This window comes from Sulfoacidibacillus ferrooxidans, assembly GCF_022606465.1.
GTDB lineage: Bacteria > Bacillota > Bacilli > Alicyclobacillales > SLC66 > Sulfoacidibacillus > Sulfoacidibacillus ferrooxidans.
Map to the genome: position 1 here is coordinate 293,106 of NZ_JALBUF010000001.1, position 26,463 is coordinate 319,568.

23 protein-coding genes and 1 pseudogene are annotated in these 26,463 nt (G+C 41.8%); 7 read left to right on the forward strand and 17 right to left on the reverse strand.

What is annotated here, in order from left to right; all coding sequences use genetic code 11:
• Nucleotides 1–127: 127 nt before the first annotated feature.
• From MM817_RS01575 to MM817_RS01600, 6 genes are all read right to left on the reverse strand, one after another.
• On the reverse strand, nt 128–1,252 hold the full coding sequence (locus MM817_RS01575; RefSeq protein ID WP_241711684.1) for a M24 family metallopeptidase: 1,125 nt from the start codon (nt 1,250–1,252) through the stop codon (nt 128–130).
• Nucleotides 1,253–1,258: 6 nt separating this feature from the next.
• Nucleotides 1,259–2,248, reverse strand: a complete 990-nt coding sequence (galE, locus tag MM817_RS01580) for a UDP-glucose 4-epimerase GalE (protein ID WP_241711685.1) — start codon at nt 2,246–2,248, stop codon at nt 1,259–1,261.
• A complete protein-coding gene (locus MM817_RS01585; protein WP_241711686.1) occupies nt 2,236–3,438 on the reverse strand; it encodes a galactokinase in 1,203 nt (400 codons plus the stop codon). The genes galE and MM817_RS01585 overlap by 13 nt, the downstream gene beginning before the upstream one ends.
• Nucleotides 3,435–4,418, reverse strand: coding sequence for a galactose-1-phosphate uridylyltransferase (gene galT / locus MM817_RS01590; RefSeq protein WP_241711687.1), 984 nt, complete (start codon nt 4,416–4,418; stop codon nt 3,435–3,437). The genes MM817_RS01585 and galT overlap by 4 nt, the downstream gene beginning before the upstream one ends.
• Nucleotides 4,419–4,593: 175 nt before the next feature.
• Nucleotides 4,594–5,061 (reverse strand): CBS domain-containing protein, encoded by a 468-nt coding sequence (locus MM817_RS01595; protein WP_241711688.1) that lies wholly within the window; start codon nt 5,059–5,061, stop codon nt 4,594–4,596.
• A gap of 24 nt (nt 5,062–5,085) precedes the next feature.
• Nucleotides 5,086–7,095, reverse strand: coding sequence for an SGNH/GDSL hydrolase family protein (locus MM817_RS01600; RefSeq protein ID WP_241711689.1), 2,010 nt, complete (start codon nt 7,093–7,095; stop codon nt 5,086–5,088).
• 235 nt (nt 7,096–7,330) lie between these two features.
• On the opposite strand from MM817_RS01600, the gene MM817_RS01605 reads away from it, so the two are divergent.
• Entirely contained in the window at nt 7,331–7,690 is a 360-nt protein-coding gene (locus MM817_RS01605; protein ID WP_241711690.1) for a DsrE family protein, read from the forward strand.
• Nucleotides 7,691–7,716: 26 nt separating this feature from the next.
• Nucleotides 7,717–8,385, forward strand: coding sequence for a class II aldolase/adducin family protein (locus MM817_RS01610; RefSeq protein WP_241711691.1), 669 nt, complete (start codon nt 7,717–7,719; stop codon nt 8,383–8,385).
• An 80-nt stretch (nt 8,386–8,465) separates the two neighbouring features.
• Here the strand turns inward: MM817_RS01610 and selD are convergent.
• The 4 genes and pseudogenes from selD to MM817_RS01630 form a co-directional block, all read right to left on the reverse strand.
• A pseudogene (gene selD, locus MM817_RS01615) lies at nt 8,466–9,449 on the reverse strand (selenide, water dikinase SelD); the annotation flags it as partial.
• A gap of 215 nt (nt 9,450–9,664) precedes the next feature.
• Entirely contained in the window at nt 9,665–10,462 is a 798-nt protein-coding gene (locus tag MM817_RS01620) for a sulfite exporter TauE/SafE family protein (RefSeq protein WP_241711693.1), read from the reverse strand.
• A gap of 359 nt (nt 10,463–10,821) precedes the next feature.
• On the reverse strand, nt 10,822–11,493 hold the full coding sequence (locus MM817_RS01625) for a response regulator transcription factor (protein ID WP_241711694.1): 672 nt from the start codon (nt 11,491–11,493) through the stop codon (nt 10,822–10,824).
• A 5-nt stretch (nt 11,494–11,498) separates the two neighbouring features.
• Nucleotides 11,499–12,608, reverse strand: coding sequence for a PAS domain-containing sensor histidine kinase (locus MM817_RS01630; RefSeq protein WP_241711695.1), 1,110 nt, complete (start codon nt 12,606–12,608; stop codon nt 11,499–11,501).
• A 295-nt stretch (nt 12,609–12,903) separates the two neighbouring features.
• Here MM817_RS01630 and MM817_RS01635 point away from each other — a divergent pair, with 295 nt between their 5' ends.
• The 3 genes from MM817_RS01635 (at nt 12,904) to MM817_RS01645 (ending at nt 16,454) form a co-directional block, all read left to right on the forward strand.
• A complete protein-coding gene (locus MM817_RS01635; RefSeq protein WP_241711696.1) occupies nt 12,904–14,271 on the forward strand; it encodes a cytochrome ubiquinol oxidase subunit I in 1,368 nt (455 codons plus the stop codon).
• On the forward strand, nt 14,268–15,320 hold the full coding sequence (locus MM817_RS01640; RefSeq protein ID WP_241711697.1) for a cytochrome d ubiquinol oxidase subunit II: 1,053 nt from the start codon (nt 14,268–14,270) through the stop codon (nt 15,318–15,320). Before MM817_RS01635 ends, MM817_RS01640 begins: the two co-directional genes overlap by 4 nt.
• A 639-nt stretch (nt 15,321–15,959) precedes the next feature.
• Complete coding sequence (locus MM817_RS01645; protein WP_241711698.1) at nt 15,960–16,454, forward strand: hypothetical protein; 495 nt, start codon at nt 15,960–15,962, stop codon at nt 16,452–16,454.
• A gap of 89 nt (nt 16,455–16,543) precedes the next feature.
• Here MM817_RS01645 and MM817_RS01650 read toward each other — a convergent pair whose 3' ends face one another.
• From MM817_RS01650 to MM817_RS01670, 5 genes are all read right to left on the reverse strand, one after another.
• Nucleotides 16,544–17,026, reverse strand: coding sequence for a GtrA family protein (locus tag MM817_RS01650; RefSeq protein ID WP_241711699.1), 483 nt, complete (start codon nt 17,024–17,026; stop codon nt 16,544–16,546).
• Between the two features lie 190 nt (nt 17,027–17,216).
• Entirely contained in the window at nt 17,217–17,480 is a 264-nt protein-coding gene (locus tag MM817_RS01655; protein ID WP_241711700.1) for a hypothetical protein, read from the reverse strand.
• 773 nt (nt 17,481–18,253) lie between these two features.
• Entirely contained in the window at nt 18,254–19,675 is a 1,422-nt protein-coding gene (locus MM817_RS01660) for an MBL fold metallo-hydrolase (RefSeq protein WP_241711701.1), read from the reverse strand.
• A 17-nt stretch (nt 19,676–19,692) separates the two neighbouring features.
• On the reverse strand, nt 19,693–20,337 hold the full coding sequence (locus tag MM817_RS01665) for a DUF1641 domain-containing protein (RefSeq protein ID WP_241711702.1): 645 nt from the start codon (nt 20,335–20,337) through the stop codon (nt 19,693–19,695).
• Nucleotides 20,338–20,397: 60 nt separating this feature from the next.
• Nucleotides 20,398–21,597, reverse strand: coding sequence for an NAD(P)/FAD-dependent oxidoreductase (locus tag MM817_RS01670; protein ID WP_241711703.1), 1,200 nt, complete (start codon nt 21,595–21,597; stop codon nt 20,398–20,400).
• Nucleotides 21,598–21,924: 327 nt separating this feature from the next.
• Here MM817_RS01670 and MM817_RS01675 point away from each other — a divergent pair, with 327 nt between their 5' ends.
• On the forward strand, nt 21,925–23,409 hold the full coding sequence (locus MM817_RS01675; protein WP_241711704.1) for a hypothetical protein: 1,485 nt from the start codon (nt 21,925–21,927) through the stop codon (nt 23,407–23,409).
• A gap of 390 nt (nt 23,410–23,799) precedes the next feature.
• Nucleotides 23,800–24,201: a hypothetical protein gene (locus tag MM817_RS01680; protein WP_241711705.1), complete on the forward strand. Its 402-nt coding sequence runs from the start codon at nt 23,800–23,802 to the stop codon at nt 24,199–24,201.
• A gap of 3 nt (nt 24,202–24,204) precedes the next feature.
• Here the strand turns inward: MM817_RS01680 and MM817_RS17180 are convergent, their stop codons facing one another.
• Together MM817_RS17180 and MM817_RS01690 are read right to left on the reverse strand one after the other, a co-directional pair.
• Entirely contained in the window at nt 24,205–25,536 is a 1,332-nt protein-coding gene (locus MM817_RS17180; RefSeq protein ID WP_241711706.1) for a VWA domain-containing protein, read from the reverse strand.
• Nucleotides 25,497–26,432 carry an AAA family ATPase gene (locus MM817_RS01690; protein WP_241711707.1) on the reverse strand — a complete coding sequence of 312 codons (936 nt, stop codon included), beginning with the start codon at nt 26,430–26,432 and terminating at the stop codon, nt 25,497–25,499. Before MM817_RS01690 ends, MM817_RS17180 begins: the two co-directional genes overlap by 40 nt.
• Between the last annotated feature and the right edge of the window lie 31 nt (nt 26,433–26,463).

Below are 26,463 nucleotides of genomic sequence, written 5' to 3' on the forward strand. Positions count from 1 at the left end.
TGTACCTAGCTGCTCCTCTGATGTCGAATTGTATGTTATGTTAAAGAGGAAGATGCTAAGACCACTATGTTACTGTAAATATACTATATGAAAAGTTAACGAATATGCAATGATAACTATTGAAAAGCTAGTCAATCACCCAAATTGCCGGTCGCTCATACATTCGTCCTTCGTATTGAACTTGCTGATAAGCCCACTCCCCGCTATGCGTTAAGAATTCATTTCCAGTACTGTTAACAACCAATGTATCTTCTGATTTAAATCCACGAATAGCTGGATTCCATGCAAATGCTTGATTCTCATCGATCAGCTGATCTGAGTTCATGGTTGCAAGATATTCACGAGATGCGTAACCAGTTGGGCCACCTTGATGGAGCAACTTCCAATCATCTGGATATCCAATATCCGCATAACCTGCAAGGCCTGCTTGAAACACATCTCCCACTCGGACACCTTTTTGCGTCATGGCATTCATACGCACGTCAATTGAAGCACATTGTTTCTGGCTTATGTCTAACTCATGAGGAAGCTTGCCCAGATGTACAAAGCGAGTAACATTAGCAACCAGCCCATATTTTTGTACACATAAAACAAGCATAGCGTATTGCAATAACGGTTTATGGGTTGGAATGGGGTGGCGGTAACGCATGATTCGTTCATCTGTGGCAACAAGCGTAACCACAGGAGTGCCTCCGCCTGTCATCACTGCACTTGCAAGATCTGCTGCTATGACATGTTCAGTGAGTCCAGGGTGTAACCTTTTCCCTATGCTTTCAATGGTATTGACAGCTAACCCGCACACTTCGCGATACTGAGCAATCTGTACTATAGATAATGATTGACGAGCTTTTGACAAAGCAACCGTGAGGTCTTTTGTACCTGACTGAAGTCCATCCGTTCCTACTCGTAATCCCTTAAGTAACGATTCCATGATGACTTCTATCCCACGTGTCCAGTCACCTGAAATCACTTCAATACCTAGAGCGGATAGCTCCTCTTCTTGTATGCGCCGCTCTTCCATACTGGTTGTCACACAGAGAACGCGATCTTTAAAGACAAGAAGAAAAGCCACACCCAATTCTGATGTATTGATAATATGATTGTCGCGGCCGCCTGTCATCCAAGCAAAATTTGCTCGCGTCCGCAAGACAGCAACATCCAATTGTTGTTCATCGAGTACACTTCTTATGCGTTCATGTATTGACTCCACATGTTCACGTCCGCCGAATATCTCATCATTTTGATTGAACACTATAGTCTACTTCTCCTCATAGCCATTTGGATGACCTTGGTGCCACCTTACTGCAGAAGATACGATGTTCACAAGATCACTATAAATTGGAATAAACCCTAACATATCACGAGCCTTAGTAGAAGAAGCGACAAGTTCAGCTGGATCTCCAGCACGTCTATCCCCATAGGTAACAGGTACTGTGCGACCCGTCACCTTTTCGACAACGTCAATCACTTCTTTCACAGTAAACCCCTTACCATTTCCAAGATTAAAAATCTCGGCTCCACGATGTGTCATCAGGCGTTCTACAGCAAGTCTGTGAGCAGTTGCTAAATCTAAGACATGAATATAGTCGCGCACGCATGTTCCGTCTGTTGTTTCATAATCAGTTCCAAACACAGTTAAATGATCACGTTTTCCAAGCGCAGCTAAAATGACTAGGGGGATTAGGTGCGTCTCTGGACGGTGATCTTCACCTATAGGCAATGTATGATGTGCTCCAGCTGCATTAAAATAACGAAGACTAATAGAGCTTAGCCCATACGCTTGATAACACCATGACAACATGTGTTCTATCGCTAATTTTGTATCTCCGTAGGGGTTGGTTGGAATCGTAGTATGTTCCTCCGCAATCGGTATCTCTGTCGGTTCTCCATAGACAGCAGCAGTTGAAGAAAATACCACTCGTTTGATCCCGGCCATAACAAGTGTTTCGAGTAAATTACGCGTCTTACAGACATTGGCTTCATAATAAGCTAGTGGTTCATGTACACTTTCACCGACAAGTGAGTGTGCGGCAAAATGCACAACCGTATCAATTGAATGTTGTTTACAAATTTCTAGTACTAACTTTTGATCAGAAATATCGCCTTCATAAAATGGGGTATCGAAAATGGCCGCACGATGTCCTTGGCGCAAATTATCTAATACGACGACTTCATATCCCATCGTGCGTAATTCCTGCACAGTATGACTACCAATATACCCCGCTCCACCAGTCACTAAAACGGCCATCGATCCATAACCTCCTCTGTCACTTCATGAACACCATCTCCAACGTCACTCACGTAAAAACTTGGTTGATAACCAACCTTACGCTGATACACTTGAGTAACAAACCGTTCAAAAGACGCTAGCTCTTGTGTTTGTACAAGGCTGACTGTGCAACCGCCAAAACCTGCTCCAGTCATACGCGAGCCAATGCAACCTGGTGCCTCATTGGCAGCCGACGCCAGTGCATCCAAATACTTACCAGTCACCTCATAATCATCGCGTAATGATTGATGAGATTCGTTCATAAGTGTGCCAAAACGCTCAATGTCATGTTGGCGCAATGCATTAGCTGCTGCAATCACTCGAGCACTTTCTGTCACTACGTGCCGCCCGCGTTTCACTAATGTATCATCTTTCATATGACTGGCGACTTCTTCCCACATACTCTCCGTTACATTTGCCAAATGCAACACATCTGGATAAATAGAATGTACCGCTACAAGCACTTCCTCACACTGACTGCGCCGCTCATTATATTTTGAATCAGAAAGTTCTCTTCGAAAATTTGTATTAGCAATGACTAACTGTACATGATCCGTCTTAAAAGGAATCTGTTCATAGCTGAGATCCGCCGTCTGCAAAAGCAAGGCATGATGCGCCTTGCCAAAACCCACTGCAAATTGATCCATAATACCGCATTTAACACCCACAAACTGATTTTCAGCCTGTTGTGCCAGTAACACTAACTGCTTTATAGACATTTCACAGTGCGATAAACGATTGACAGCAAAGGCTGTGACTACCTCCAAAGCAGCTGAACTCGATAGCCCAGCTTGGCTTGGCAAGTTACTCGCGAAAAGAAAATCCGCACCTTCAAATGTCGCACCCGCTTGACGCATGACCCACAACACGCCTTTAGGATAATTGGCATATCGATCATCTTCTTGATACTGCAGATGTTCCATATGCGCCGTTACCTCATGGTCAAAATTCAATGAATGAAATCTCACGATGCGATCGGTACGCGGCCTAATAAATAGCCAAATACCTTGTGTAAGGGCAGCTGGAAATACATATCCTCCATTGTAATCTAAGTGTTCACCAATTAAGTTCACTCTCCCAGGAGCAAAAAATACGCGCACTTGATGTGCTGGACCTGGAGAAAACGTTGTAAAAGCTTCAGCTACTTGCTTCAATAATTGATCATTCATCTTATTTCTCCCTCCGCAGTTGTGGCGCGATCCACAGCCGCACGCAAAAATGCAGCCGTTTCTTCCACCGCCATCGGATTGCATGGCGCCCATGCACCAGTCTCTGAGGAAGCTAAATACTTCATTTTAGACTCGTCACGTAAAGGGGGATAAAACTCAATATGAAAATGATAATAGGATTCCACATCAGATCCATCCACAGGTCTTTGGTGTAGTACCATCATATACGGAAATTCACGCGAGAAAAGCTCGTCCATACCAGCTGTGAGACGCTTTACGATCAGTGCAAGATCATCTCGTTCATCTAAAGTGAGATCAGGCAATGCAGTTTTATGAGCCTTACTAACAATAAATGCTCCATACGGATAATCAGAAAAAAAGGGGATATAACTAATAAAATGCTCCGTTTCTACTACTACCCGTTGTGAAAATCTTTTTTCTTCCTGATTCATTTGACAAATCAAGCACTCTCCATGTTCATGGTAGTGTGCTTTCGTTGCATTTAGCTCTGTGGCTATTTTCATAGGGACATACGGATAAGCATAAATTTGACCATGTGGATGTGGCATTGTGACGCCGACCTCGCGCCCACGATTTTCAAAAATCAGCACATAGTGATGGCGAGGATCTTTTTCTAATGTAACAAATCGGTCCGTCCACACATCGACAATCTTGCGAATATGCGTGACCGTCATCGTTGATAATGTAGCCACATGATCTTCTGAATACAATATCACTTCACATTTCCCATAAGCTGGAGCTGTTTTATATAACGGCGTAGATAAGACATCTGATTGTGGGGGATTCCCTGATAGTGCAGGAAAATCATTGTCATATACGTATACATCGTAATGATCAGGTACTTTACCTGACCCAGGACAAAATGGACAATCATCTTTAGGAAGATTCGGCCTCCCTTGTCTCCCTGAAGCTACCATGGTCCAATCTTGCAATAAAGGATTATATCGGAGTTCTGTCATGATCATTCTCTTCTTTCAATAATATCATTCATCATATGATCGCATAAACCTCTTGAAGTATAAAGCAAAAAAGACAAAGATAACACAAGACTTATGTACATGCGCCTTCGCGCACACAGAAGTCTTGTGCTATCAAGCAATGACACTGACACCATGCAAAAACCATGATTTTATACTACTGTGTAAGCATCTCCATCACAATAAAACGCAATAAATCACCGCGACTAATCACACCGATCACCTTGTTTTCTGTGTTCACAACAGGCAATTTTTTAAATCTCCGACCAGCAAATACCTCAATGATTTCTTCAAGTGGTGCATCTACTGTTGTAAAAATAAGTTGACGGCTTGTCATGATCTTCGTTACAGGTTCTTCTAACATGACTTGAACGCGCTCAGGCAGTGAATTTTGTGCTGTATAGAATGTCATAAATGTAATCGCATCAATTGAATGATTCACCTGTGGTTGCAAATGGCGAAAGACATCGCCAACCGTAACCATTCCCTTAAGCTTACCATCTTTTGAAGTGACAATCACTCCACTCACATTGCGTTTTGCAAACAGCAATAATAGTTCCCGAATCGATGCATTAGGGTCAATGGAAATGACATCACGAATCATAAAATCCTGTGCAGTATTCATAACATATCACGTCCTCTATAGAAATTAATGAGGCAACCCATTAGGTTGTGCTACTATTTCTCTATCATACGTCATGTTGGATGTGATGTGTTCATCTAATTGTAAATCTTTGATGTCTTGTAATATTACCGCATTTGCACCAGTAAGTTTCGTCTTGACACCAGGAATACTGGAAAAGGGGACAGTCAATTGAACATTCATTTGCTCACTATTCAGTTGATAGCCATTTGCGGTTGCTAATACGGTAAACGTAACTTCTGTTTGCATTTGATTTAACACACGAGTCATAAACTCTTCAGAGCTTTTACTACTCATACCGCTAGATTGTGACAACATGGGCATAGAAGAAAACAATCCTTTGATTATTGCATCCATTTTTTGTGTATTTAATGAACCCTCAAACTGATACCCTCCGCTTATAGGAATAATAGTCATGTCCTGCAAAGCACCAATGGTTAGCGCTGCACCTCCCAATTGATTCGATAATACAGACTGGAGGTCATACAAACCAGGAATGTTTTTCCACCCAGAACCCGAATTCATATAAAGATTCCCATTTGCCACATACTCCTGAACTTCTGTTAACGCAGAGACAGGCATGTTATCAGATGGTGATGGTATCATCGTCACTTGTGAGGACAAGACCGGTTCCCCATCGTTAAAACCCTTATTTTCCTCAATATTCATGTGCAGCGTATTTTTCATTTGTTGAAGGATACCCTGAGCCAAACTACTTTGCGCACCCTCTGTCGTCAGATCACCTGATGTCTGCATGATCATACTAGCTTTCAATTGCATGTACGGAGACGCCATGCTTTTCTTCAATGCTTCACGCAACACGGATGCTTCTGTTTGAGTCATGTGCCAAGACGCAGGTACACGTTGCGATGTAGTCTGCATATCATTTTCGATACGAGTTACAAACAGCACCTCATCTCGCAATGTCATATACGGATGATTGATCAACCCATTCAAAAATCCTTGTTGTTTAGCAAAAGCAAACGCACTTTCTCCATTATTTAAATGAACATGAAGAAAATTCACTGCAATTTGTGCAGCCTGACTGGCTGTCACATCGGAATTTGCCCCAAAAAATGTAGACGAAACAGGAGACAATAAGTGTAACTGCAATGCTTTATGCACATAGCCCCACAGATAAGAATGAGTTGCTACATCCTTAAATGGAGAATGACCTGATTGATCTGGTGCTTGTCCCAAAATAGCTAAAAAGTCATAAATAAACTGTGCTTTCGTCTGATAGTAAGGTTTAGCTACTGGACGCGCCAAGATGGCTAACCCTAGCTTCGCAAGTTCTTGTTGACCGGCAACAGTTGGATGAACATGTCCAGGTAGTACATAAGTAGACAACTGCTGATTAAATGCTTGATATGCATCAGCTACAGCCAGATGATCCTCTGAACCTTCTGTTGCAATGATAGCATTCTCAGATCCAATCAGCAGTTCACTGATCATACGCAGTTTTACATAAGATTCCGGAATGGGATCATAAATATTGTAGAGAATAATTTGTGCCTGTGGATTGACAGTGTGTATTTTTGTAAGAATAGCATGGAGGTTTTGCCCAAATGTAGCGATTGCATCAACAAACTGCAACTTTTCTGCGGAAGTGAGTGTGGGTGGTTGACCTGATGCATGTAACAGGCCATCTTTAATCGCTGGCTGTAAGATATCATTGCTACCAATATCTACTGTAATAACCTTTGCACCACGAATAGCTGTCATAAAACGTGGCGTTGTCAGCGCCTGCAGCAAATTCCCAGATGTCCACCCCGGCACTCCAAGATCAGTGACTCGATACCCCTTTGCAGAACCTATTACATATGGGAAAGCTTTTTGTGATGGCGCTTTATTATTACCAAGATTGTAACCGAATGTAATCGAATCACCAAGTGCAACTAATGATGGCTGTGATGTCTGCGTCGTTACGGAAGTGTCTGCCATTGCAGCTGGTGCAGATAGCATGGCAAAAATGATACTCATGATAGCGAGACGAGATCGTTTACCGCGTTTCATGGAATAACCCCTCTCTACAATGTGCATTCTATGAATTTTATTTATTCTATTCGCGATTGTAGACCTATTTCCTTCTATAAATAAATATCATTTATGCTATATTATACCTGGATAGCTTGGCCGAAATGATTCATACTGACATGGAGGTTTAATGAAGTCGTCACTATTGACATGCACTGATTAATACAGTATTATGATTAAGTCATTACAGATGACCATGAAGGGATGGGATCATATGAATACAAAGTTTCTCATTATTGTACATGCGAGTGATACAGAAGGTGCAAAAGCTGCTCACGCTTTACTTTACGCAAAAGAATTGAATGAAGCAGGGATTGAAGTTAAGATCATGTTTGATGGTGCTGGCGTAAAGTCGCTTGCTGGATTCATCACAAATACAGAGCGTCCAACACACAATTTATATCTGCAGTTAAAAGAACAGGGAATTATAATTGGCGTGTGTGAGTATTGCACAACAGCCATGGGTGTTGCCGATCCTGTACTACAATCCGGCATTATGGCACTTAATGAAGTCAATGGCCATCCAAGTATTGCAGAATATGTGAAGCAAGGCTTTACACCTATCATTATGTAATCCCATCGTAAAGGAGAGAACGATTGATGAGTGATAAAACAGCAGATCAACTGAGGGAAGAGTTAGTACAAGTTGCACATCGTTTATTTGATGCAGGTGTTATGTTTAAAGGAGAACACGCCAATTTGTCAGCGCGTTTAGGAAAAGATCAGATGGTGATTACACGGGGTGGAAGCGTAGCAAAATTATCAAAAGAAGATTTTGCTATCGTAACATTAGATGGTACCGTTGTAGAAGGTCATGTTGAACCAGTACTTGCAGAAGTCATTGAAATGCATGCTGCAGTATATCGGGCACGTGAATCAGTGGGCGGTATCATTCATAACCATGCGCCCCATATCACTACGTTTGCGATTGCACATCAACCTATTCCTGTCGTGTACGAACCATTGTTGCGGTTTGGCATCACAGAAGCAGTACCAGTTGTTCCTTGGGCTCCTAGAGGGTCTGCAGAATCAGTAAATGGCATTGTAGATATTGTTAAAAATCACCCTGGTTTGCCAGCAGTCATTTTAGCTAATCATGGCGTCTTAGCATTTGGTGCAACACCACTTGCAACAGCGCAGATTGTTACAACTCTTGATGAAGCTGCAGAACTGGTTATCCAAGCACGTATGATCGGTGGAGAAAAAGCATTACCACAAGCAGCATTTGCAAAAGTGCAAGAGCATATGTTGCAGTTTGCTCAAAAATAATCGTTTCTCACATACAGCCACATAATCTGTGTTGTTCATGACACTGATTATGTGGCTGTTATTCATGCTAGATAGGGTTGTTATGGGCGTACAACGATACCTTCACCCGCGGCCACTCGACCAATCACGTGTCCCACTTGACCTTTAACTCTTAAATCTGACAAAACATTCTCAAGTTTATCAGCAGAGACTGTTACTAAAAGACCCCCTGAAGTTTCTGGAGAAAACAAAAGATCTTTTTGGAAAGACTGTAAGTTAGGTGAAAACTCTATCGTTCCTCCAAAATACTCTTGATTTTCCCATGTTTTCGTTGGCCAATAACTCCCATCTTTCGCCTGAATAAGCGCTCCTGGTAATACAGGAATGGAATCATACGAAATATCAAACTGTACATGAGAAAGGTTAGCCATTTCTGACATATGCCCAAGCAAAGCAAAACCTGTTACATCAGTTCCTGCGCTCAACCGATGTGTTATCGCAACCTCTGAAGCCACCTTATTACTTGTTAGCATACTTCGCTGCGCTATGTCTAGATGTTCCTTGGCTATCACAGCGTGTTTTCCGCATTTAGCCAATAATCCCGTTCCAATTGACTTTGTCAACACGACATAATCTCCAGGTTTTGCATTGCCTTTACGCAATAATTGGTTAGGATTCGCAAAACCAATAACAGCTAATCCAAACTTTGGCTCTTCATCTTCTACTGTATGTCCACCGACCACCAGAGCGCCTGCTTCACGAACTTGCGTAAAGCCTCCCTCCATGACTTTGGTCGCAATTTCAGTAGGCATATCTTTTGGAAACCCAACAATGTTTAACACAAGTGCTGGTCGTCCGCCCATCGCATAGACATCACTCATAGAATTAACGGCTGCAATGGCACCCCACATATATGCGTCATCCACAACAGGTGTAATGAAATCCGCTGTAAAAACAAGTGCCGTTTGGTCATCCATCTGGTACACTGCTGCATCATCCGGTTCAGAGATACCAATTAGTAACCGTTCATCTGTACGTTGTTGTTGCAATAATGGCCTCATCATCGCTGCAAGGTCCCCCGGACCTAATTTAGCTGCTCAGCCAGCGCAAGAAGTAAAGGCGGTCAACTGAGACCAATCTCGTTCAAAAAAAACATTCATGATAACTCCCCCTTTCATTGCGCAGGTTGTGGCATCTGAATCATTGTAAGACATCGCAGAGTAAGAGACAAACTTATTGACATAAAAAATCCTTTATCGCAAAACAAATGCGATAAAGGATCCACTCTCACCATGCTTTGTTACAGATGATGAAATGCGCTAAAATTCACATACAACATGTAAATAGCCACCACGATAATGACGCCTGAGAACACATAATTGAGCATTCGCTTACTCTTACTTAGCCTTGTGGCTAACATGGTGCCAAGAATTCCACCGACTATACCGCCTGCAACATATTCAAGAACGACCATCCAATCCACAAGTCCACTCGAAGCGTAGTTTACAGCTGTCGTTAATCCAAATGTACCTACCGAGAAGAGTGAACTCCCAATAGCCCAAATCATAGGCATGCCCGTTGAGAAGAGCAATCCAGGTACGATGAGGAATCCCCCACCAATACCAAAGAATCCAGATACAATACCAACGATTAGTCCAGCAGGAATAACCTTCGAAAACTTAACGTCAACATCTTTTGTAAAATCTGTTTCTACATTCTTTTTTGGTTTTAACATGATGACTGCAACGACCATCATCAAGATAGCAAAAAGAAATAATAAAGCCTTCCCATCCATATCTTTACCAAGCGTCGAACCAATATACGCACCGATTGCACCAGGTATTGCAAATGACACGGCAGCTTTCCAACGTACATTTCCTGCTCTTGCGTGTGGAATAAGATTTAAATAAGCATTAATTGCTACTGCAAGCGCAGTGGTTCCAATCACAAGATGGGCATTATGCATACCCACAACATATAGCAATAGCGGAACGGCAAGTATCGAGCCACCCCCGCCGATTAACCCTAAAGCAAATCCGACAACACCACCAGATAGAATAGCGAGTACGACTTGCAAGGGCGTTAGATCCATTGACATCGCTCTTCCCCCTTAACATCCATTCAAATATACATTAGTTTACCCATTGTTCCGTGTGTCTAGAGTGCGCTGTAACGAACCGTATCACACGGATGACCCGCGCTTCATCCAGATTTCCCCCTTGATGCTTGCTACAACCCATAAGTAGCCGCTTTGTCCGGTTATTCCTCCATGATATGATTTCAGTGGTCCTCTTTATCGTAGCGTGAAACAGTACAATTTTTGATCGGGAATTACCCTACCTTACAGGCCAAAAATCGGGTAATGTACGAATTTGTTCACGACATTGGCAAAGAATTTACCACAGGGGGTATAATAGCATAGGTGATTATGTGCATTCCACTAAAGTAGTTGGGATTTCATAGAATCGGTTTTGAAATTAGCCCATGTTGCAATGCATACTGTATCAAATCCACACGTGACTCCGCACCGATGCGCTCCACAATACGTGCTCGATGAGCTTCGACCGTCTTAACACTAATATGCAGACGATCCGCAATTTCTCGATTGGTATAACCTTGTGCGATCAGTGCCAATATCTCAGTCTCTCGCGGAGTAAGAACGCTACTAGAAAGGGATTTGGATGGAGCCTTTAATAAGTCAAGTAACTTTTGTCGTATCTCCGGGCGAATACGTGGCGGCAAATACGGTGTTCCTTTGGAAGAACTTGTGGATCGAATCGCACTAATAATTTCTTGACTAGAGTCGTGTTTGAACAATACCCCATCCACTCCAGCTAGTAACATCCGTTCTAAATGAACCTCATCATCAAACATTGTCAACATGAAAATACGTGTATGTGGTACAGCTTCCTTAATTCTTCTTGCAGCGGTTACCCCATCTACTCCACGTGGCATATGAACATCAACTAACATCACATCTGGTTGTTCTCGAATCGCTAATGGAATGGCATCGTCCCCCGTCTCGGCCTCTCCAACAACGTGAAACCCAGGTTCTTCTTCAAGTAATGTGCGCACACCTTGACGCACCAATGCATGATCGTCAACTAAGATAATTCGGGTACTTTGCATTGTGCTCACTCCCTTGTTCCACTACGTGGAAACTGAATGCGAATCTTCGTCCCTTGACTAGGCGACGTTTCAATGTCAAATGTTCCTGCGATCGCTCGTGCCCGCTCTTGCATATTGCGTAATCCATAGCCCATATGCTCTCGATCTTTATCAGGCAATACAAATCCGACTCCATCGTCTTCAATTTGTAATAATACATTTTCATGATCATCTGATTGAAAGAGTAAAATACTCACATAGCGTGCTTGGCTATGCTGCAAGGCATTGCGAATGCCTTCTTGAACAATGCGATATACCTGGACCGCAACAGATGCAGTCATTTCATCATCTTCCTCTAAGTCTGTAAGAAACTGCACAGCGCAATGATCTGTTGTCAATTCGTCCCGAAGCGATCGAATGGCTGCCAATAATCCAATATCGTGAAGGACTGCCGGATACAAGCTGCGCGATAGAACTCGTACTTCTTGCATACAAGATCGCAAACGCTCCTGCAATTGATTTAACTTATCGGTTAATGATGCATCTTTAATATGACGTTGCAAGTGTTCCATACCCAGGCTAATTCCATAAAGTGTCTGCGAAATACCATCGTGCAATTCTTGGGATAACCGTTTTCGTTCATCCTCTTGCACGTTTAATGTGTGATGTGTGAGCCTTCGACTCACTGCAAGTTCTTCCTCTTGTCGTTCAACGGTGACATCCCGCACTGTAATCACCATATCACGTCGAAAGTTGCCCTCATCAGCTGTTAAGAACGTCCGACTCATACCAACTGGTACTGGTCTGCCCATTTTAGTCGGCATTTCCGACTCAAAGTAATGACGCTTCGGATCAGCCGCAAGTAAACATCGCTCACTGCCAGTCTCTACTTTGCGAGTCTGACAGTACAGACAATAAGGGACTACATCACCTAATAGCCAGCCTGTAAGGCGAATCGCGGCAGGATTCACAAATACAATTCTACGCTGTGGATCCATCACGATAATTCCATCGCTTAATAGAAAAAAAAGTTGGCGTAACCTGCGATATTCCTCTAAACGCATCGCACTAAAACTAAATGTAGAATTACTTAACCGAATCACTCGCCGTGGCAAATGTACACTCACACTACCCATTCGATCACCCCGTCACAAAAAATTAGAATGTAGAGTCATTCATAAGGATTTGCTAATTAGACAAACGTTTGACTACTAACTGTAATGATTTTACTAGCCTATTGGCTATTTAGTGACGAAACAAGGTGAGAGAATTAGACTTGCCACGGTTTAGCCTTAAGTGTACGGTAAACGTGGCACATTCGGAAACAAGGGTTTTGCCCTAGTCGGGTTTTACCTGACACCTTTTCATTGGTATGCTAGCTTAAGATAATGAAGCAAACGCATCATTACATGCAAGAGGAGGTTAGCATTTATGAACGAGACCGATATGGTCCGTGCGCTCTTCGGAATTACGTTAGCTTATCATATCACTTATGCAACGATGGGCGTCGGAACACCATTTCTCATCTTTTTAGCTGAGATTATGAGTCTACGGACGAAAAATCCACTCTATCGACTATACGCTAAGCGTCTAACGCGAGTAGCAATTTTAATAGTAGGTGTTGGAATTGTAACAGGAACTACAGTTGCTGTTATGCTGTCTGTACTTTGGCCGAAGTTTATGGAAGTCGTTGGCCAAATCATTAATTTACCGTTTGAGCTTGAAGTATTTGCGTTTATGTTAGAGTCATTATTCCTTGCCATCTATGTCTACGGTGGTGATCGACTCAGTCAAAAGGCGCGAATATTTACATCTTTGTTTGTAACCATTGGTGCTGGATTATCAGCATTACTGGTTACGGATGTCAATGCCTTTATGAATACACCAACCGGCCTTATTTATGCACACGGTCAAGTACAACATGCAAACCCTTGGGCAGCTATGTTCAATCCATCGATGCCTACAGAACTTGGCCACGTACTGGCTTCAGCATATATGGCTGTTGCTTTCGTTTTTGCAGCAGCTGCTGCAAAAGGACTGTTGAAACCACATATCACAGAGTTTGAAAAACGCTATCACAAACAAAATTTAACGCTAACCGTTGCAGTAGGAGGAATCGCTGCTGTATGTACGGCTTTTTTGGGAGACGCATCTGGAAAAATGCTTGCAGTCTATCAACCAGAAAAATTAGCCGCAGCAGAAGGACTCTTCCATACAACACGTTACGCTCCATTAGTCATTGGCGGTATTGTCAGTGCATCGAAGCAAAAAATTATTGGTGGCATTCCAATACCAGGGCTTTTAAGCTGGCTTGCAACGCTTCATTTTAGTGGTAAAGTACGCGGTCTAGATACATTTCCACGTTGGACTTGGCCTGCTCTTATGCCAGTTCACTTGATGTTTGATACGATGGTTGGTATTGGCACATTTGCGATCGGCGTGGCATTTGTCTATTTCTTTTATCGCTATAAAATGCGTTCAAACCCAACACCTCGTTGGCTTTTACGTGTGATTTTTATCACAGGGATCCTATCCATGATTGCGATTGAAGACGGCTGGGTATTTGCAGAGGAAGCTCGTCAACCATGGATTATCTACGGGATGATGACCGTTTCTCAAGCCGTAACTACGACACCTGATATCGGCTGGATGTTTGGTGGTTTCATGCTTCTTTATACTGTATTACTTATCGCTACCGTATGGGCACTACGTCATTATTTTAAAAATCACCCATTGCGTGAAGATGACAACATCGATGACATCACTGGCGCGCGCACAGATTCGGGGGTGCCACAATGAGTTTGAGTACTTTTGGAGCAGGCTTTCTATGGTTATTGGTCCTTGTATATTCGATCTTAGCTGCCATCGACTTTGGTTCGAGTTATTGGCGCTGGCATTTCCATCTACGAGGTAATTGGCGCGCAGAAACGGTCGCAGTTACCTATGTCTCTCCTACGTGGGAATTGATCAATTCATTTTTGATCGTCATTCCAGTAGCCTTAGTTGGTCTATTCCCTGTAGCAGCGTTTGCTTACGGTACAGTGTTAGCCTTACCGGCCACCATTCTACTCATTTTACTTGCACTGCGTGGTGCATACCTCCAATTCGGGTACGCATCAAGTCGCTTTAAAAAACAAACAATCTACATTGCAGGTATCACTGGTTTCCTTCTCCCTGGTGTATTTATCAGCTTGTTGCCGATGTCACAAGGTGGATATGTCACTCAGTCAGGATCAAATTATGTACTCTTGCTCGGACGATTTTTTTCAAGCCCTGTCGTCTACATCTTTATGGCATTTGGGATCTCCCTAGCGCTTTATCTGTCAGCGCTCTTTCTTGCTCGCTATGCAGACTTAGGTGGTCTTAAAACTCCATATCAACGGTTTCGTAAAGCCGCGTTGTTGACAGGGCCGCTCAGTCTATTTTTAGGTGCTTTGGCATTTACTATTCCTACGCCAAATGGAATACAGTTAATGGCACCAAGTGGCAATAATCTTGCATGGGAAGTACTGATGACTATTTCCATCCTATCGTTCATTGCCAGTTTTGCACTTCTGTTCTTCAAGCGAAGTCGATCGAAGTCAACGTTAGGTTCATTGTTTATTCTCGGCTTAGCCATCACACAGATTATTACTGCACAGTCTGCTTATGCGATTAGTCATGCAAAGTATATTTTGTATCCTTTGCTCACCTTTCACGCAGCTGCGTCAAACACAGCGATGTTTACAGCGACGCTACTTGTTCTCATTGTAGGTCTAGCGGTCATGACACCTGGACTCTTGTGGTTCCGACGATTATTTATTGTGGACGCAAAATATGTGGCTACACATACAAGTGAACCGCACTAGACTAATCGTACACACGCAATACCGTAATTGAACTTACGGTATTGCTTTTTTTACATGAGTTTTTTACATGAGTTAGAGATGGACTAAATCATATGATTAACAAATCACATGAAGTGCCAAGACCTTTAGCAAAAAACAAAGGCCTACATAAGATACCAGTGCACGCAACCACATCAAACAAGAAATACAGTAATCATGCAGTATAGATATTGCGTCCATTGCACGCCACATACATCCTGTATCATGATGATCTTGTAACAAAATTCTTTATCATTTATATAACGATCACTGCCTATTCATTGCGAGAATCATTCCTACTATATCGTGCAAGTTTTTTAATAAATAAATGTAAAATTTTACGGCAGAATAGCGCTACATGCCAGTCAGTTATGATACGATATACATGTAAAAGTATAGACATATGTGAAGAATCTTCATTCATTAAGACATGCGCTACTCAGAGTATCCATGAATCGGGAGGAAAATTAAGGGTATCGTTACCGATGCAGACAAGTGATTATACGGTTCTTATTACAGGTGGTTCCTCTAGAATTGGACTAGCATTTGCCGAGCGTTTTTTGGATGCTTAGATCGTTGATAGTCATACAAAAAAATACATATGCTGAAAGGGGTATTTTCTTGGCATCAGTAGAAACCACAAAAACCGGAACTTCTATCGTGACTCGTTTAGTAGCTGTCATCTTACTTCTTGGTGTTTCCTATATACATCTTGTACTTATTTTTAAAGTGATGGGTATTAACCACACGCTCGCGATATTATTTATGTTAAATACAGTAGGTGCCATTGTTGCTCTCATAGGTGTACTTCGTGATGCTCGGTGGATGGGATGGGGATTTGGCATCGTAATGGCAGGTGGAGCCGCTCTTATACGCACAGCAATGAATAGCTCCCCTAGTGTGACTGCATTTGTAATGGGCAAAATGAGTAAGATTCATGGGGTCGATCATGCTATACATGGTCATGCAACAAGTGTCATTCATAAAAGCATGGGTTTTTTACCCGCCATCCCAAATGCAGACCCTGTTTCCCTAGTGATTGAGTACGCTTTTGTCATAATAGCCATTTTTGCACTCATTTCGCTTTCTCGTCATCAACAACACCCTATGAACTAGTTGCGCTTCCAAGTGGATCAAGCAGTGAGGATTGGTGTGTCGTATGACCCAAACAGTTGAATAGATATTGATCCATCTGTAATAGTTACTTATTGAGGCACTTCAACCGCCCTAAATACAAGTAACCGTAGTACCATATAGCTAATAGAAGAAGAGGTAAACATGGCAATCCCTTTTGACAAATCGCTATTAACCAAAGCCGATTTAGTCAAGTGAGCAAGTACTTGGTTCGAAAAAATAGCTAGTATGAGATCATTGATCACCATATTCACAGCGCCTTGAATCCAAAACAACCATATTTGTCTCTGACTAGAGTTTGCCGAATCAGCAAATGTCCATCTTCGATTAAGCAGATAGCTTGTTGCAAGGGTGCACAAAACAGCGATGGTATTATATGTTAGAAGTTGAGCGGAAAAATGGGTTGGCCACAGGACCATGAAACCATTCAATATCCCAATATCTACAGAGGCATTGATCATGCCCACTAAAAGGAAGCGATGATACCGTCGAGTGAAAAAACGCTGTTGTATACGTAATGTTTTGTTTTGCACCTGAGCAGCGATGTAGTCCACTATTGACTCCTCCTAGGGTCGTGATCCATACCTGTTGTAGACAAACGGCACATGCAATCCCTATTCACCTCAAATTGAGGGATTGCGGCACTAGATGACCAATACGCAATGTATCATTTAGTTTAATGAAGAATGAGCATGCCATTCACCCATGATTCCTGTGCCATTCATCATGTCACCTACATGAGCATTAAACTGCGTGATGATCTTGCTCTTGAGCAGCTGTCATTTTTCCACTACTAACTCGTTGATTTAATTGCGCTTGAAAATTGGCTTCCACATCAGAAGTCAATATAGCTGTAGATACACTTTGCTCTTGTGTTACAACTTGATGGGTAGGCGTTGTCGTTGGAGTCGCTGCAAATGCACTGACCCCTCCTAAACCTCCAAATATACCAGCTACACTCAATACCGCAATAGAATGAAGAGCAAAGGATTTCCGTCTTTTTTTCATCAATCGAAATATCTCCTAAGTGTTTAGTTTGTGTTGCTAAACTAGTTATATCAATATCATTTTTAGATTCTATTAGAAATCAGTGTCATTTTCTTCTTGACAAAGTCAAACACTTTTAAAGATAATCCATAAAATATACATTAGACTTTGTGAAACTGATGCTTATGCTTTATCTACATCTTTATGACACGATCCGATTTTGCGCCATCCATCCATAGAAGCGATAGACATATTCTTGTCAACCTGCAATACATCTTGTTTGCAGCATATTATACAAAATAGATGTGTCGAAAAGCATCTAAAAAATCATAAAAGTGTTTCTTGAGAAACACACGACAAAGACGTATGATCAGATCATAACCATGTACTGTACGCAACGAAGAGAGCGCACGGACCACTCTGACATTCAATGCGTTTTAGTAGTGAAGATGGATATTCATGAATGGTTTTCCATATTAATAAAGGGGAAGTGTCAGAGGATGTTGTGTCCACATTGCGGATCCAAAGGTCATTTAGAACAAACAGGATTTCGCTCAGAATACGAGCTTTTTCATTGTAGTGTGTGCGGTATCGATTACATTGCATATGCTTCAGGCAACGGTGAATTTAATGAACCCGTTCCACTAAACAGACACGAGCACCATGCAGCCGAAGAGCAGTAACTCTTCTTAAACCTAAAAGCAAACGAAAAAATAAACCTTATCACAAACTCGATACTCAGAGTTTGCGATAAGGTTTGCTATTTGTATACCCTTGTAACATAAAAGGAAAGCTTACTTCTCAACAGCTAACCCATCTTTATGCCACTGAGTAAAACCTCCAGCTAAATTGCGGATCTTTGTAAATCCATTTGCACTAAGAATACTTGTGGCAATCGCTGAACGTGCACCAGACTGACACTGTAAAATAATCTCTTCGTCACGAGGTATTTCGTTCAATCTACCGCTTAGCTTTCCAAGCATGATATGTTTTGCGCCAGGAATATGACCTTCGCCCCACTCCGCAGCATTGCGCACGTCAATGACATGAACGTTACCCGCAAGTACATGTTCAACAATTTCAGTAGGTGTCGTTTCTTCGTATTTATTTAGTGTAACACCTGATTTTTCTACCTCAGCAATAGCGGAGAGATTGAAGAAACCAGGTACATTGTCGATTCCAATTGAGTGGAGATCATGTACCACTTTTTCCACACTATCACTTGCAGCTAAAAGATACACTGGCTTACTGTAATCAACAAGCCATCCAGCCCAGTTAACAAATGCTTTATTGTGAGGAATGTTAATCGTACCAGGTACATGACCTTTACGGAATTCCGCCGCTAACCGCGTATCCACAACAAGTGCGCCTGACGCAATGAGATCCATAAGCTCAGATGCAGGCATTTCTTTCGTTTCCACTGCATCACGAAGTAAAGCTGGACCCTCTTTGTTAAATTTCTTCATCATAGCAAAGTACGCAGGTGGCTCAGGTTGTCCTGCAAGCAATGCCGCAACAAACTCATCTTCATTCGTATGCGCGAGTGCCCAGTTAAACTGTTTTTCATACCCTACAGTACTCGATGGAATTGCACCGAGAGCTTTTCCACATGCACTTCCTGCACCATGTGCTGGCCACAATTGCAAGTAATCTGGAAGTTCTTTAAAGCGTTTGAGCGATTGAAACATTTGCTTTGCTCCCACTTCTGAAGAGCCAGCTACACCAACTGCTTTTTCTAGTAAATCTGGTCGACCTACATCTCCCACAAAGACAAAGTCCCCTGAGAAGATACCCATCGCACCACGCGAATGATCACCGCCATGATCCTCAAGTAAGAAGGAGACACTCTCAGGTGTATGACCAGGTGTGTGCATAACTTGGAAGAAAATATTTCCAATACTAAAGCGGTCACCATCTTTAATAAGAACATGTTTCACTTCATTAATATATTGATGTCTCCATTCAGGATCACCTTCAGCAGACAAATACAGTGTTGCGCCGTGTTCAACACCTAGTTCACGAGCGCCTGAAGTAAAGTCAGCATGTAAGTGTGTCTCAGTCGCTGCAATGATCTGTAAACCTTCTTTTTTTGCCGCCTCTAAATATGGAGTTACATCACGTGCAGGATCGATCACAATAGCAACACCACATGCTTGACATCCTACAAGGTAAGATGCTTGTGCGAGTTTCTCATCGAAAAAATAACGAAGTAACATTGTTTATCCCCCTCAGATTATGAATTTAGAGTCATTCCAGGTGTATGTGAACTTGTTGCCGTTTTCCCTTTAACCGTACTTGCACGATCACGTTCACTCATCACAGCGAGCATTGCATTGGCAAAACGAAGTCCACGCTGCATCGTCGGATCTTTTAGAAGCTTAAGTGCTCCAAACACAGATATAGAACTGCGATCTTTGCTTGCGCGAATTTTAGCTTCATTCATCATTGACAGCCCATCTTGCATTTTACCACGAACAGGCTCTGTCCATTCGGCTACATTATGCGTCAACTGCGTTAATGTATCTTTATCCGTCACAATAGATTCAGCTAAATCCGCAACCTGCTCCACCAAAGATAAAACTTTCACCAACTTTGGCAGTTTATCAAGTAATGAGATGAGACTAAGAATGGTGTTTTTATCAATACTAACGCCACCTAAGTCCGCATCAAATCCTGCCAACATCCCTTTTAAACTCTCCTTGTCACTAAGTACTGTCTGTACAAACTCCATGGAGCGTTCCGCTGAATCAAGCATCCCAATAAGTTTCGGCAATTTTTGCAATGCTAATACAAGCGACTCCTGAACATCTGTATCAGAGAGGGTGAGAAGGAGTGCATCGTCAATCGTCGTATTCAATCCCGCTTGCACGTCTTCCATACTCTATCCCTGCTTTCCCTATAAATTTGCATGAAAAAGGCATAAGGCTTTCTCAATCGCTTATAACAGGCCCTTTAGCATGCCGTCCCAATACACAACAGGGAGCAGTTCTTTTTTAAGCAAATACATGCTAAAACGCTCTACACCTTGATCAAATGGGAATGTTTCCATTGGATTTAGATCGTAGTCAAACTCGGCTAATATGAGACTTCCATAACCTGTTACTAGCGGACATGATGTATAACCGTTGTATTTTTTAAGCAACGCCTGATCATGCATCAATGAAAGAAGATTTTTTTCTACAGTTGGTGCTTGCTTACGAATCGCAGCACCTGTCTTTGACGTCGGTAAATTAGAAGCATCGCCCAAACCAAAAACATTAGGATACTTCTTGTGTTGAAGCGTAAATTTATCCACATCAACCCAACCATTAGCATCTGCAAGAGGACTTTTCTTGATAAAGTCAGGTGAACTCATCGGTGGAACCACATGGATCATATCGTATTTCATAACCTCTTGTTGCTTGGTATCCATATTTTCAAATACGGCTTCTTTTTTATCTGCGCGAATCTCTACTAAATTGCGTTTATAAGCTGTCTTAATACCTTTACGCTCAATAACCTTATCCAGTGCGTCTGCATATTTTTTTACCGAGAAAATACTTCCTCCAGCTGAAGCAAATACAACTTCAGTTGCATCGCGTACACCAGCTTTTGCAAAATGCTCTTCTGCAAGATACATAATTTTTTGTGGTGCACCACCACATTTAATGGCTGTATTCGGATAAGAGAAGATCGCCCGACCGCCTTTAAAGTTGCGGATGCTTTCCCATGTGCTATCTACATAGTCGTATGAATAATTACTGCATACACCATCTTTACCAATCGCCTCTTTGAGGCCTTTAATTTTATCCCAATCAATTTGAATGCCTGGTGCTACTACGAGATAATCATAGTGAACTTTCGTACCACTTTTTGTCGTAAGATAATTGGCATCTGGTGTAAACTCCGTTACCGCATCTTGCATCCACTTCACGCCATCAGGTATTACACTAGCTTCATCGCGTTCTGTAGCTTGCTTTTGAGCGGCCCCACCACCTACTAACGTCCACAGTGGTTGATAATAATGTTTATCAGATGGATCAATAACAACTACATGATCACGAAGTGATTTTGCTGCTCGTACGAGACGCGATGCAACGGAAATACCACCGCTTCCTCCACCAACAATAACGACTGTATAATGCATATCTTGCGCCATTTCTTTTCCCTTCCTCTCGTTACGCTCTTTATTCCAAGCGACGAGCCTCCCCACAAGTTGCTATATCAAATAAGCAACACACCTAAAACATATGGGGTCGGGAGTTTCATCGCTTCCTGCTAAACTATCATAACTCTTATAAAAAGCTTTTCTATCGGGAAAAACCCTACCATGTATATTATTCGTAAGCGGATACATAAAGTCCTTCTTTTTATGGTGATTTGTGCACTTGTGAACTGTTCCATTTTTCGATAAGCTAAATCGACAAAAGAACGTTTCAATGTACATGTTGAATGTCCATCATTTTTCATAAAGGAGGATCGCTTGATGTGGATCATACAAGATACATTTACGAAGTTCGTATACCCCTTTTGGCTAGATTTCGAAAAGAACTTTACCTTTTCTACAGCATCTGACATGATTACACAATTATCTGTGCCAATACCAGATGATGAACATACTGTTCCATTGTGGGTTGAGTCACCGTTTCAGGATTCAGAGCTAGACAACATGTTGCCTTATGTAAAACGCTATATGAGATTGACCCAAAATCAACGGCGTTTTCGAATACACGAAAAGGTCCTTGAACTATTCGATGATATGCAAACAAGTACTGGCGAAGATTCATCTGCGGGATTTCGCATGGCTGCTATCGAGTTGTATTTATTTTTTAATGGCGTTGGCTTCCTTACTATTGAAATCGAACCTACATTATCTTCCATGAATGAAATAACAATAGAGTGGATTGAGAGTGTCAATGCAGATCTGGCATCACTCTCTCGCGGTAAACCAATGAGACAGCGCACACCTAAGTATGCAAAAGAAGAATATTGTAGACATTCTTCCTTATTGCCACTCATGTGTGGGCAACCAGGAACCATGCGCGAATGGATCCATCATCTACTTTCACCCTTATCAGAGCAACTCGGTAAAGACTGCTGGCAGCCTATGTGCGATTCCTTTTTACCCGTATATGGTGCAGTATTATTACGCCGATCAGAATCTTTACATGTAGAAGAACAAAATAAGTGGGATCTAAACTTTCGTGAGTTTGCCTTATCTCATCTAATTGTACTACGAAAAACACTTCCTCCACACAACGGCAGTCGTTTCGCAAGGCAGAGTTTTGAGGATTCTCATTATAACTATATGCCCTATCACAATGTGATCCACACACAATCACTTGAGGGTGGATTCGTGCTTGCATACGATACTGGTGTTCATCATTTTAGTGGTAAAAATTCTCCTGCAATGCTCTCCTTTCGCACAAATTATTTCTACATGATGTTACTTGCATTGCATCAGAGAATGAGTATCTTGCGCTATGCCATGAAAGCTGCAGAGGCATCTACGATGGCTACACACGCCATAGAACTGCGTGCACTACGAGAACAGATCTACGACTTCACAGCACGCTGTTATTTTAGTCAAGCATCTTTTAGTGAAGAACGCGACCAATTATATAGGCGTTGGCAACGCGCTTTTCACATCACGCAAATGTACAATGAATTAAAAGAAGAGGTTCACGATATTGATGGCTACCTTGGACAGCTTGCGAAGGAACGAGAGATAGAAACTAAAGAGCATGAACTGCGTCAAGAAGCAAAAAAAACGCAACTTGTGACTTATATTTCCTTCATCCTATTACCGCTCTCTATTACAAGTGGTCTCATTCAAGCAAGTCCGATCATCATTCGCTGGCTTAACTTCACAATACACCCAGTACTATCAAGTTTTATTCTTATTATCGCAGCCACAGGTATTTTATTTTTACTTCGTACATTGTGGAAATTAGTCATTATGAAAAAATAATTGATCCGCCGACACAGGTCTATGGCAAACAACATGTAATAGTTGGTAGTGGCTTAGTGAATGAAGGGACGATTGTGTCGAAAGAAGGCGATAGTATGCATAATATGCTTCGAATAATTGTTACTGTTGGGCTTGTAACTGGTTACTTCATCCTTACATGGGATGCCATCAGCAACAAAAGTGCGCGGCAGTTCATCGGCAACGCCATCTTGCTCCCCGCAAGCATAATTTGGTTATGGTTATTACGCGGTACTTCACAGAACACCTAAACCGCATGTTATTTTACATTTCAATATGTGATGTATACAGAAATATCTTTTATTTCAATTTGTATAAACTCATACGTATGGAGGGTATCTTATAAGGGACATAAAAGAAAATGGTGATGATATGAGCACTTTTACAGATACCATTCAAAGTACAGCCAATCAAAATATTCAAAAAAAATCTGAGTTAGATACAACTGCTCATGAATACTGGCAGCAATCACAAGAAACATTAGAAAAAATCAGTACTATTGTACAAGAAGTCTTTCAGGAATTTGCAGGAGCAGATCCACGAATTAAACTCTTTATGCCTCATTCCACACATCTTACTGGCGCACTAGCACTGATCAATCATCATATTTTTGTAATACATTACTTAGCTTTAGGTCAACACGCACAGATATTATCCATGAAAGATCCACAGATGACACCCAATGAAGTATACTCTCAAGATTTTGATCAAAATAGCATTGTACAAAAAGTACAAGATGCACTTTCTACATGGTTTGAAACAGCTATTCAATAACATTCATACACAAAGCGCAACATGAATCAACTGTTTAAATAACAAAACAGCATCTCCAGGTGTCTCACATCGCACAATCTCATCACTATAACGTCCCAAGAGACCAAAGCGCGCTATTTTTTGTGCCATAGGATCACTCATATCCACCATGTCATGCGAATGTGCACGAACATCACCCAGCTTTTGTGCACATATCGCACCATCCTCGTACAAATGTGGATTAGGCGTAGCGATAAATATCTTTTGGGTGCGTTTTGAAAGTTCGATCATGCCATGCACTGTGCGTTCCCATTCACCGTTTTCTAAACTAAATCCTCCATCAGTAAATAGCACCACAATAGTTTCATCCGTAAGTGTTGCTTCTCCAATAATTTCCTCCAATGCTGTCCCAAGCAGTGTTCCATATTCCCAGGATAAAGCATTGTTTTTCAAATGAGTGAATTGTTCACGAAATGATCCTTCTATAAGAAGAGGCCCAGTATGTGTAACTGCATCAGAAAAAATATAGCTATCGACCACAGCAAGTGCACGCAAACTAGACAGTAAATATAGCGCAACACCAACATAACGGCCCATGGAACCAGACACATCCCCTATAATTAAGAAGCGAACCGGAAGTCCCCGCTTTGTCATAACGGATGGACTTTTGCGATACGCAAAACGAGTAATTACACCAGAACCCGAACTCATATAGTGGCGAATAGTTCTCTTTGGATCTATATACTTATGTCGAGACTTTTGTACAACCTGTTGCATGTGCATCACTTCATCACGCTTCCATGCGAAAGATTGGCGCAATAATAATTGCCTGACATTTTCAATCGTCATATCATCAGCATCATCTAGTGCTTCGTTCATCACATGATCAACAGTTGACGACTTTTCTTGAAATTTTTCTACCCAGGATTCAATTTGTAACATCTGGGCTTCTTCTAGGGACTGTACGACTTCATCAGGTTCTTCCCTAGCGGATGGAGCATGGTCATAAGAGCTACCTGTAAGCACTCGATCTTGTCCCGAGTTTGTCGCTGGCGCAGAATCAAGATCACTCACATACTCGCCACCCCAGTTTTCATCAGCTTCATTGGATTTATAAAAAATACCACTCTCTTGTCTCATCGCTGTTTCTTTTGCTAAATAATCAGGTGCAGTTTTTACTTCATTGAACTGATGGTTTGGTTCATTCAAATGATTTGACGTCGTAGATTGTCTTCTTGCAGCCATAGCACGGTCAATCTGTGGATTGATCGATCTTTTCCACGCTCTTTTTTTCTTCCACTGTGCAATATGTGTACTTAGATCAATGAAGGACCTGTATTTTCGCCAAGAAACCACGACTGCATCGCCTCCCAGCCTTTACGTTCATCCTCTGCGTATTTTAATACAAAACCAAGGGTAACGTGTAGCGCATCAATCGTAAGATTGCCATCCGTTTCAAGCAACAATGCCTGTGCCCACTCAATGGACTCGCCAATCGAGGGTTTTTTTATTAATGATAGATCGCGTAATCGGCGCACAAGAAAACTAATTCTTCTTGCCATAACAAGTGGAATTTCAGCTTTAACTGATAAGATTTCTGCCAATTGCTCCTCACTCGGAAACGTTAAGTGTATCCATGCGATGCGCCTCATCAGTGCTGGATCGAGTTCGCGGTAGTCATTACTCGTTAAAAACACATAAATGGGAGCATGGGGATGCAGCGCCTTATCCTCTGCTACGAGATCATGGACAATCAATTCCCGCTTATCCAGATAACGCAAAAAGAAATTAGAAGTCGTCTCGTTTAATTTATCTACTTCATCAACTCGTACCACGACGGGGCTCTTCGCTAACAGACTTTGCAACAATGGTGTGCGGTTAAGATATGGTAATGAAAATGGCTCAAAATCAACTTTCAACATTTGAGCATCCATTAATTGCCTAAAAGAATTCCATGAAATTCCTATATCTGCAGCTTCAAGTTCACTATGGCACTCAATATCAATCACATCTGCACTAAGCAGACGAGCAATTTGTTGTGGCAATTCTGATTTCCCTACACCGGGTTCTCCTCGTAATCCAATTGGCTTATTTTGAGCTAAATAATGAACAATCTTTCTGCATACTTCTTCACTGATAAAATATTGATTTTTAGCTAGTCCTGCTTGCAAGTACTTTGCATCAAACTGAAAATGAGATGTTGCTTTTGCAACGGCTCGCTCTTTAGCTTCTTTAAATTCTCGATCTTTCATGCATTCACACCCAATCTTTGTGGTATACATG

Coding starts and splice junctions, on each gene's coding strand:
- galE (WP_241711685.1), bottom strand. CDS start 2,248: ATGGCCGTTTTAGTGACTGGTGGAGCGGGGTATATTGGTAGTCATACT.
- MM817_RS01585 (WP_241711686.1), bottom strand. CDS start 3,438: ATGAATGATCAATTATTGAAGCAAGTAGCTGAAGCTTTTACAACGTTT.
- galT (WP_241711687.1), bottom strand. CDS start 4,418: ATGACAGAACTCCGATATAATCCTTTATTGCAAGATTGGACCATGGTA.
- MM817_RS01595 (WP_241711688.1), bottom strand. CDS start 5,061: ATGAATACTGCACAGGATTTTATGATTCGTGATGTCATTTCCATTGAC.
- MM817_RS01600 (WP_241711689.1), bottom strand. CDS start 7,095: ATGAAACGCGGTAAACGATCTCGTCTCGCTATCATGAGTATCATTTTT.
- MM817_RS01605 (WP_241711690.1), top strand. CDS start 7,331: ATGAATACAAAGTTTCTCATTATTGTACATGCGAGTGATACAGAAGGT.
- MM817_RS01610 (WP_241711691.1), top strand. CDS start 7,717: ATGAGTGATAAAACAGCAGATCAACTGAGGGAAGAGTTAGTACAAGTT.
- MM817_RS01620 (WP_241711693.1), bottom strand. CDS start 10,462: ATGTCAATGGATCTAACGCCCTTGCAAGTCGTACTCGCTATTCTATCT.
- MM817_RS01625 (WP_241711694.1), bottom strand. CDS start 11,493: ATGCAAAGTACCCGAATTATCTTAGTTGACGATCATGCATTGGTGCGT.
- MM817_RS01630 (WP_241711695.1), bottom strand. CDS start 12,608: ATGGGTAGTGTGAGTGTACATTTGCCACGGCGAGTGATTCGGTTAAGT.
- MM817_RS01635 (WP_241711696.1), top strand. CDS start 12,904: ATGAACGAGACCGATATGGTCCGTGCGCTCTTCGGAATTACGTTAGCT.
- MM817_RS01640 (WP_241711697.1), top strand. CDS start 14,268: ATGAGTTTGAGTACTTTTGGAGCAGGCTTTCTATGGTTATTGGTCCTT.
- MM817_RS01655 (WP_241711700.1), bottom strand. CDS start 17,480: ATGAAAAAAAGACGGAAATCCTTTGCTCTTCATTCTATTGCGGTATTG.
- MM817_RS01660 (WP_241711701.1), bottom strand. CDS start 19,675: ATGTTACTTCGTTATTTTTTCGATGAGAAACTCGCACAAGCATCTTAC.
- MM817_RS01665 (WP_241711702.1), bottom strand. CDS start 20,337: ATGGAAGACGTGCAAGCGGGATTGAATACGACGATTGACGATGCACTC.
- MM817_RS01670 (WP_241711703.1), bottom strand. CDS start 21,597: ATGGCGCAAGATATGCATTATACAGTCGTTATTGTTGGTGGAGGAAGC.
- MM817_RS01675 (WP_241711704.1), top strand. CDS start 21,925: ATGTGGATCATACAAGATACATTTACGAAGTTCGTATACCCCTTTTGG.
- MM817_RS01680 (WP_241711705.1), top strand. CDS start 23,800: ATGAGCACTTTTACAGATACCATTCAAAGTACAGCCAATCAAAATATT.
- MM817_RS01690 (WP_241711707.1), bottom strand. CDS start 26,432: ATGAAAGATCGAGAATTTAAAGAAGCTAAAGAGCGAGCCGTTGCAAAA.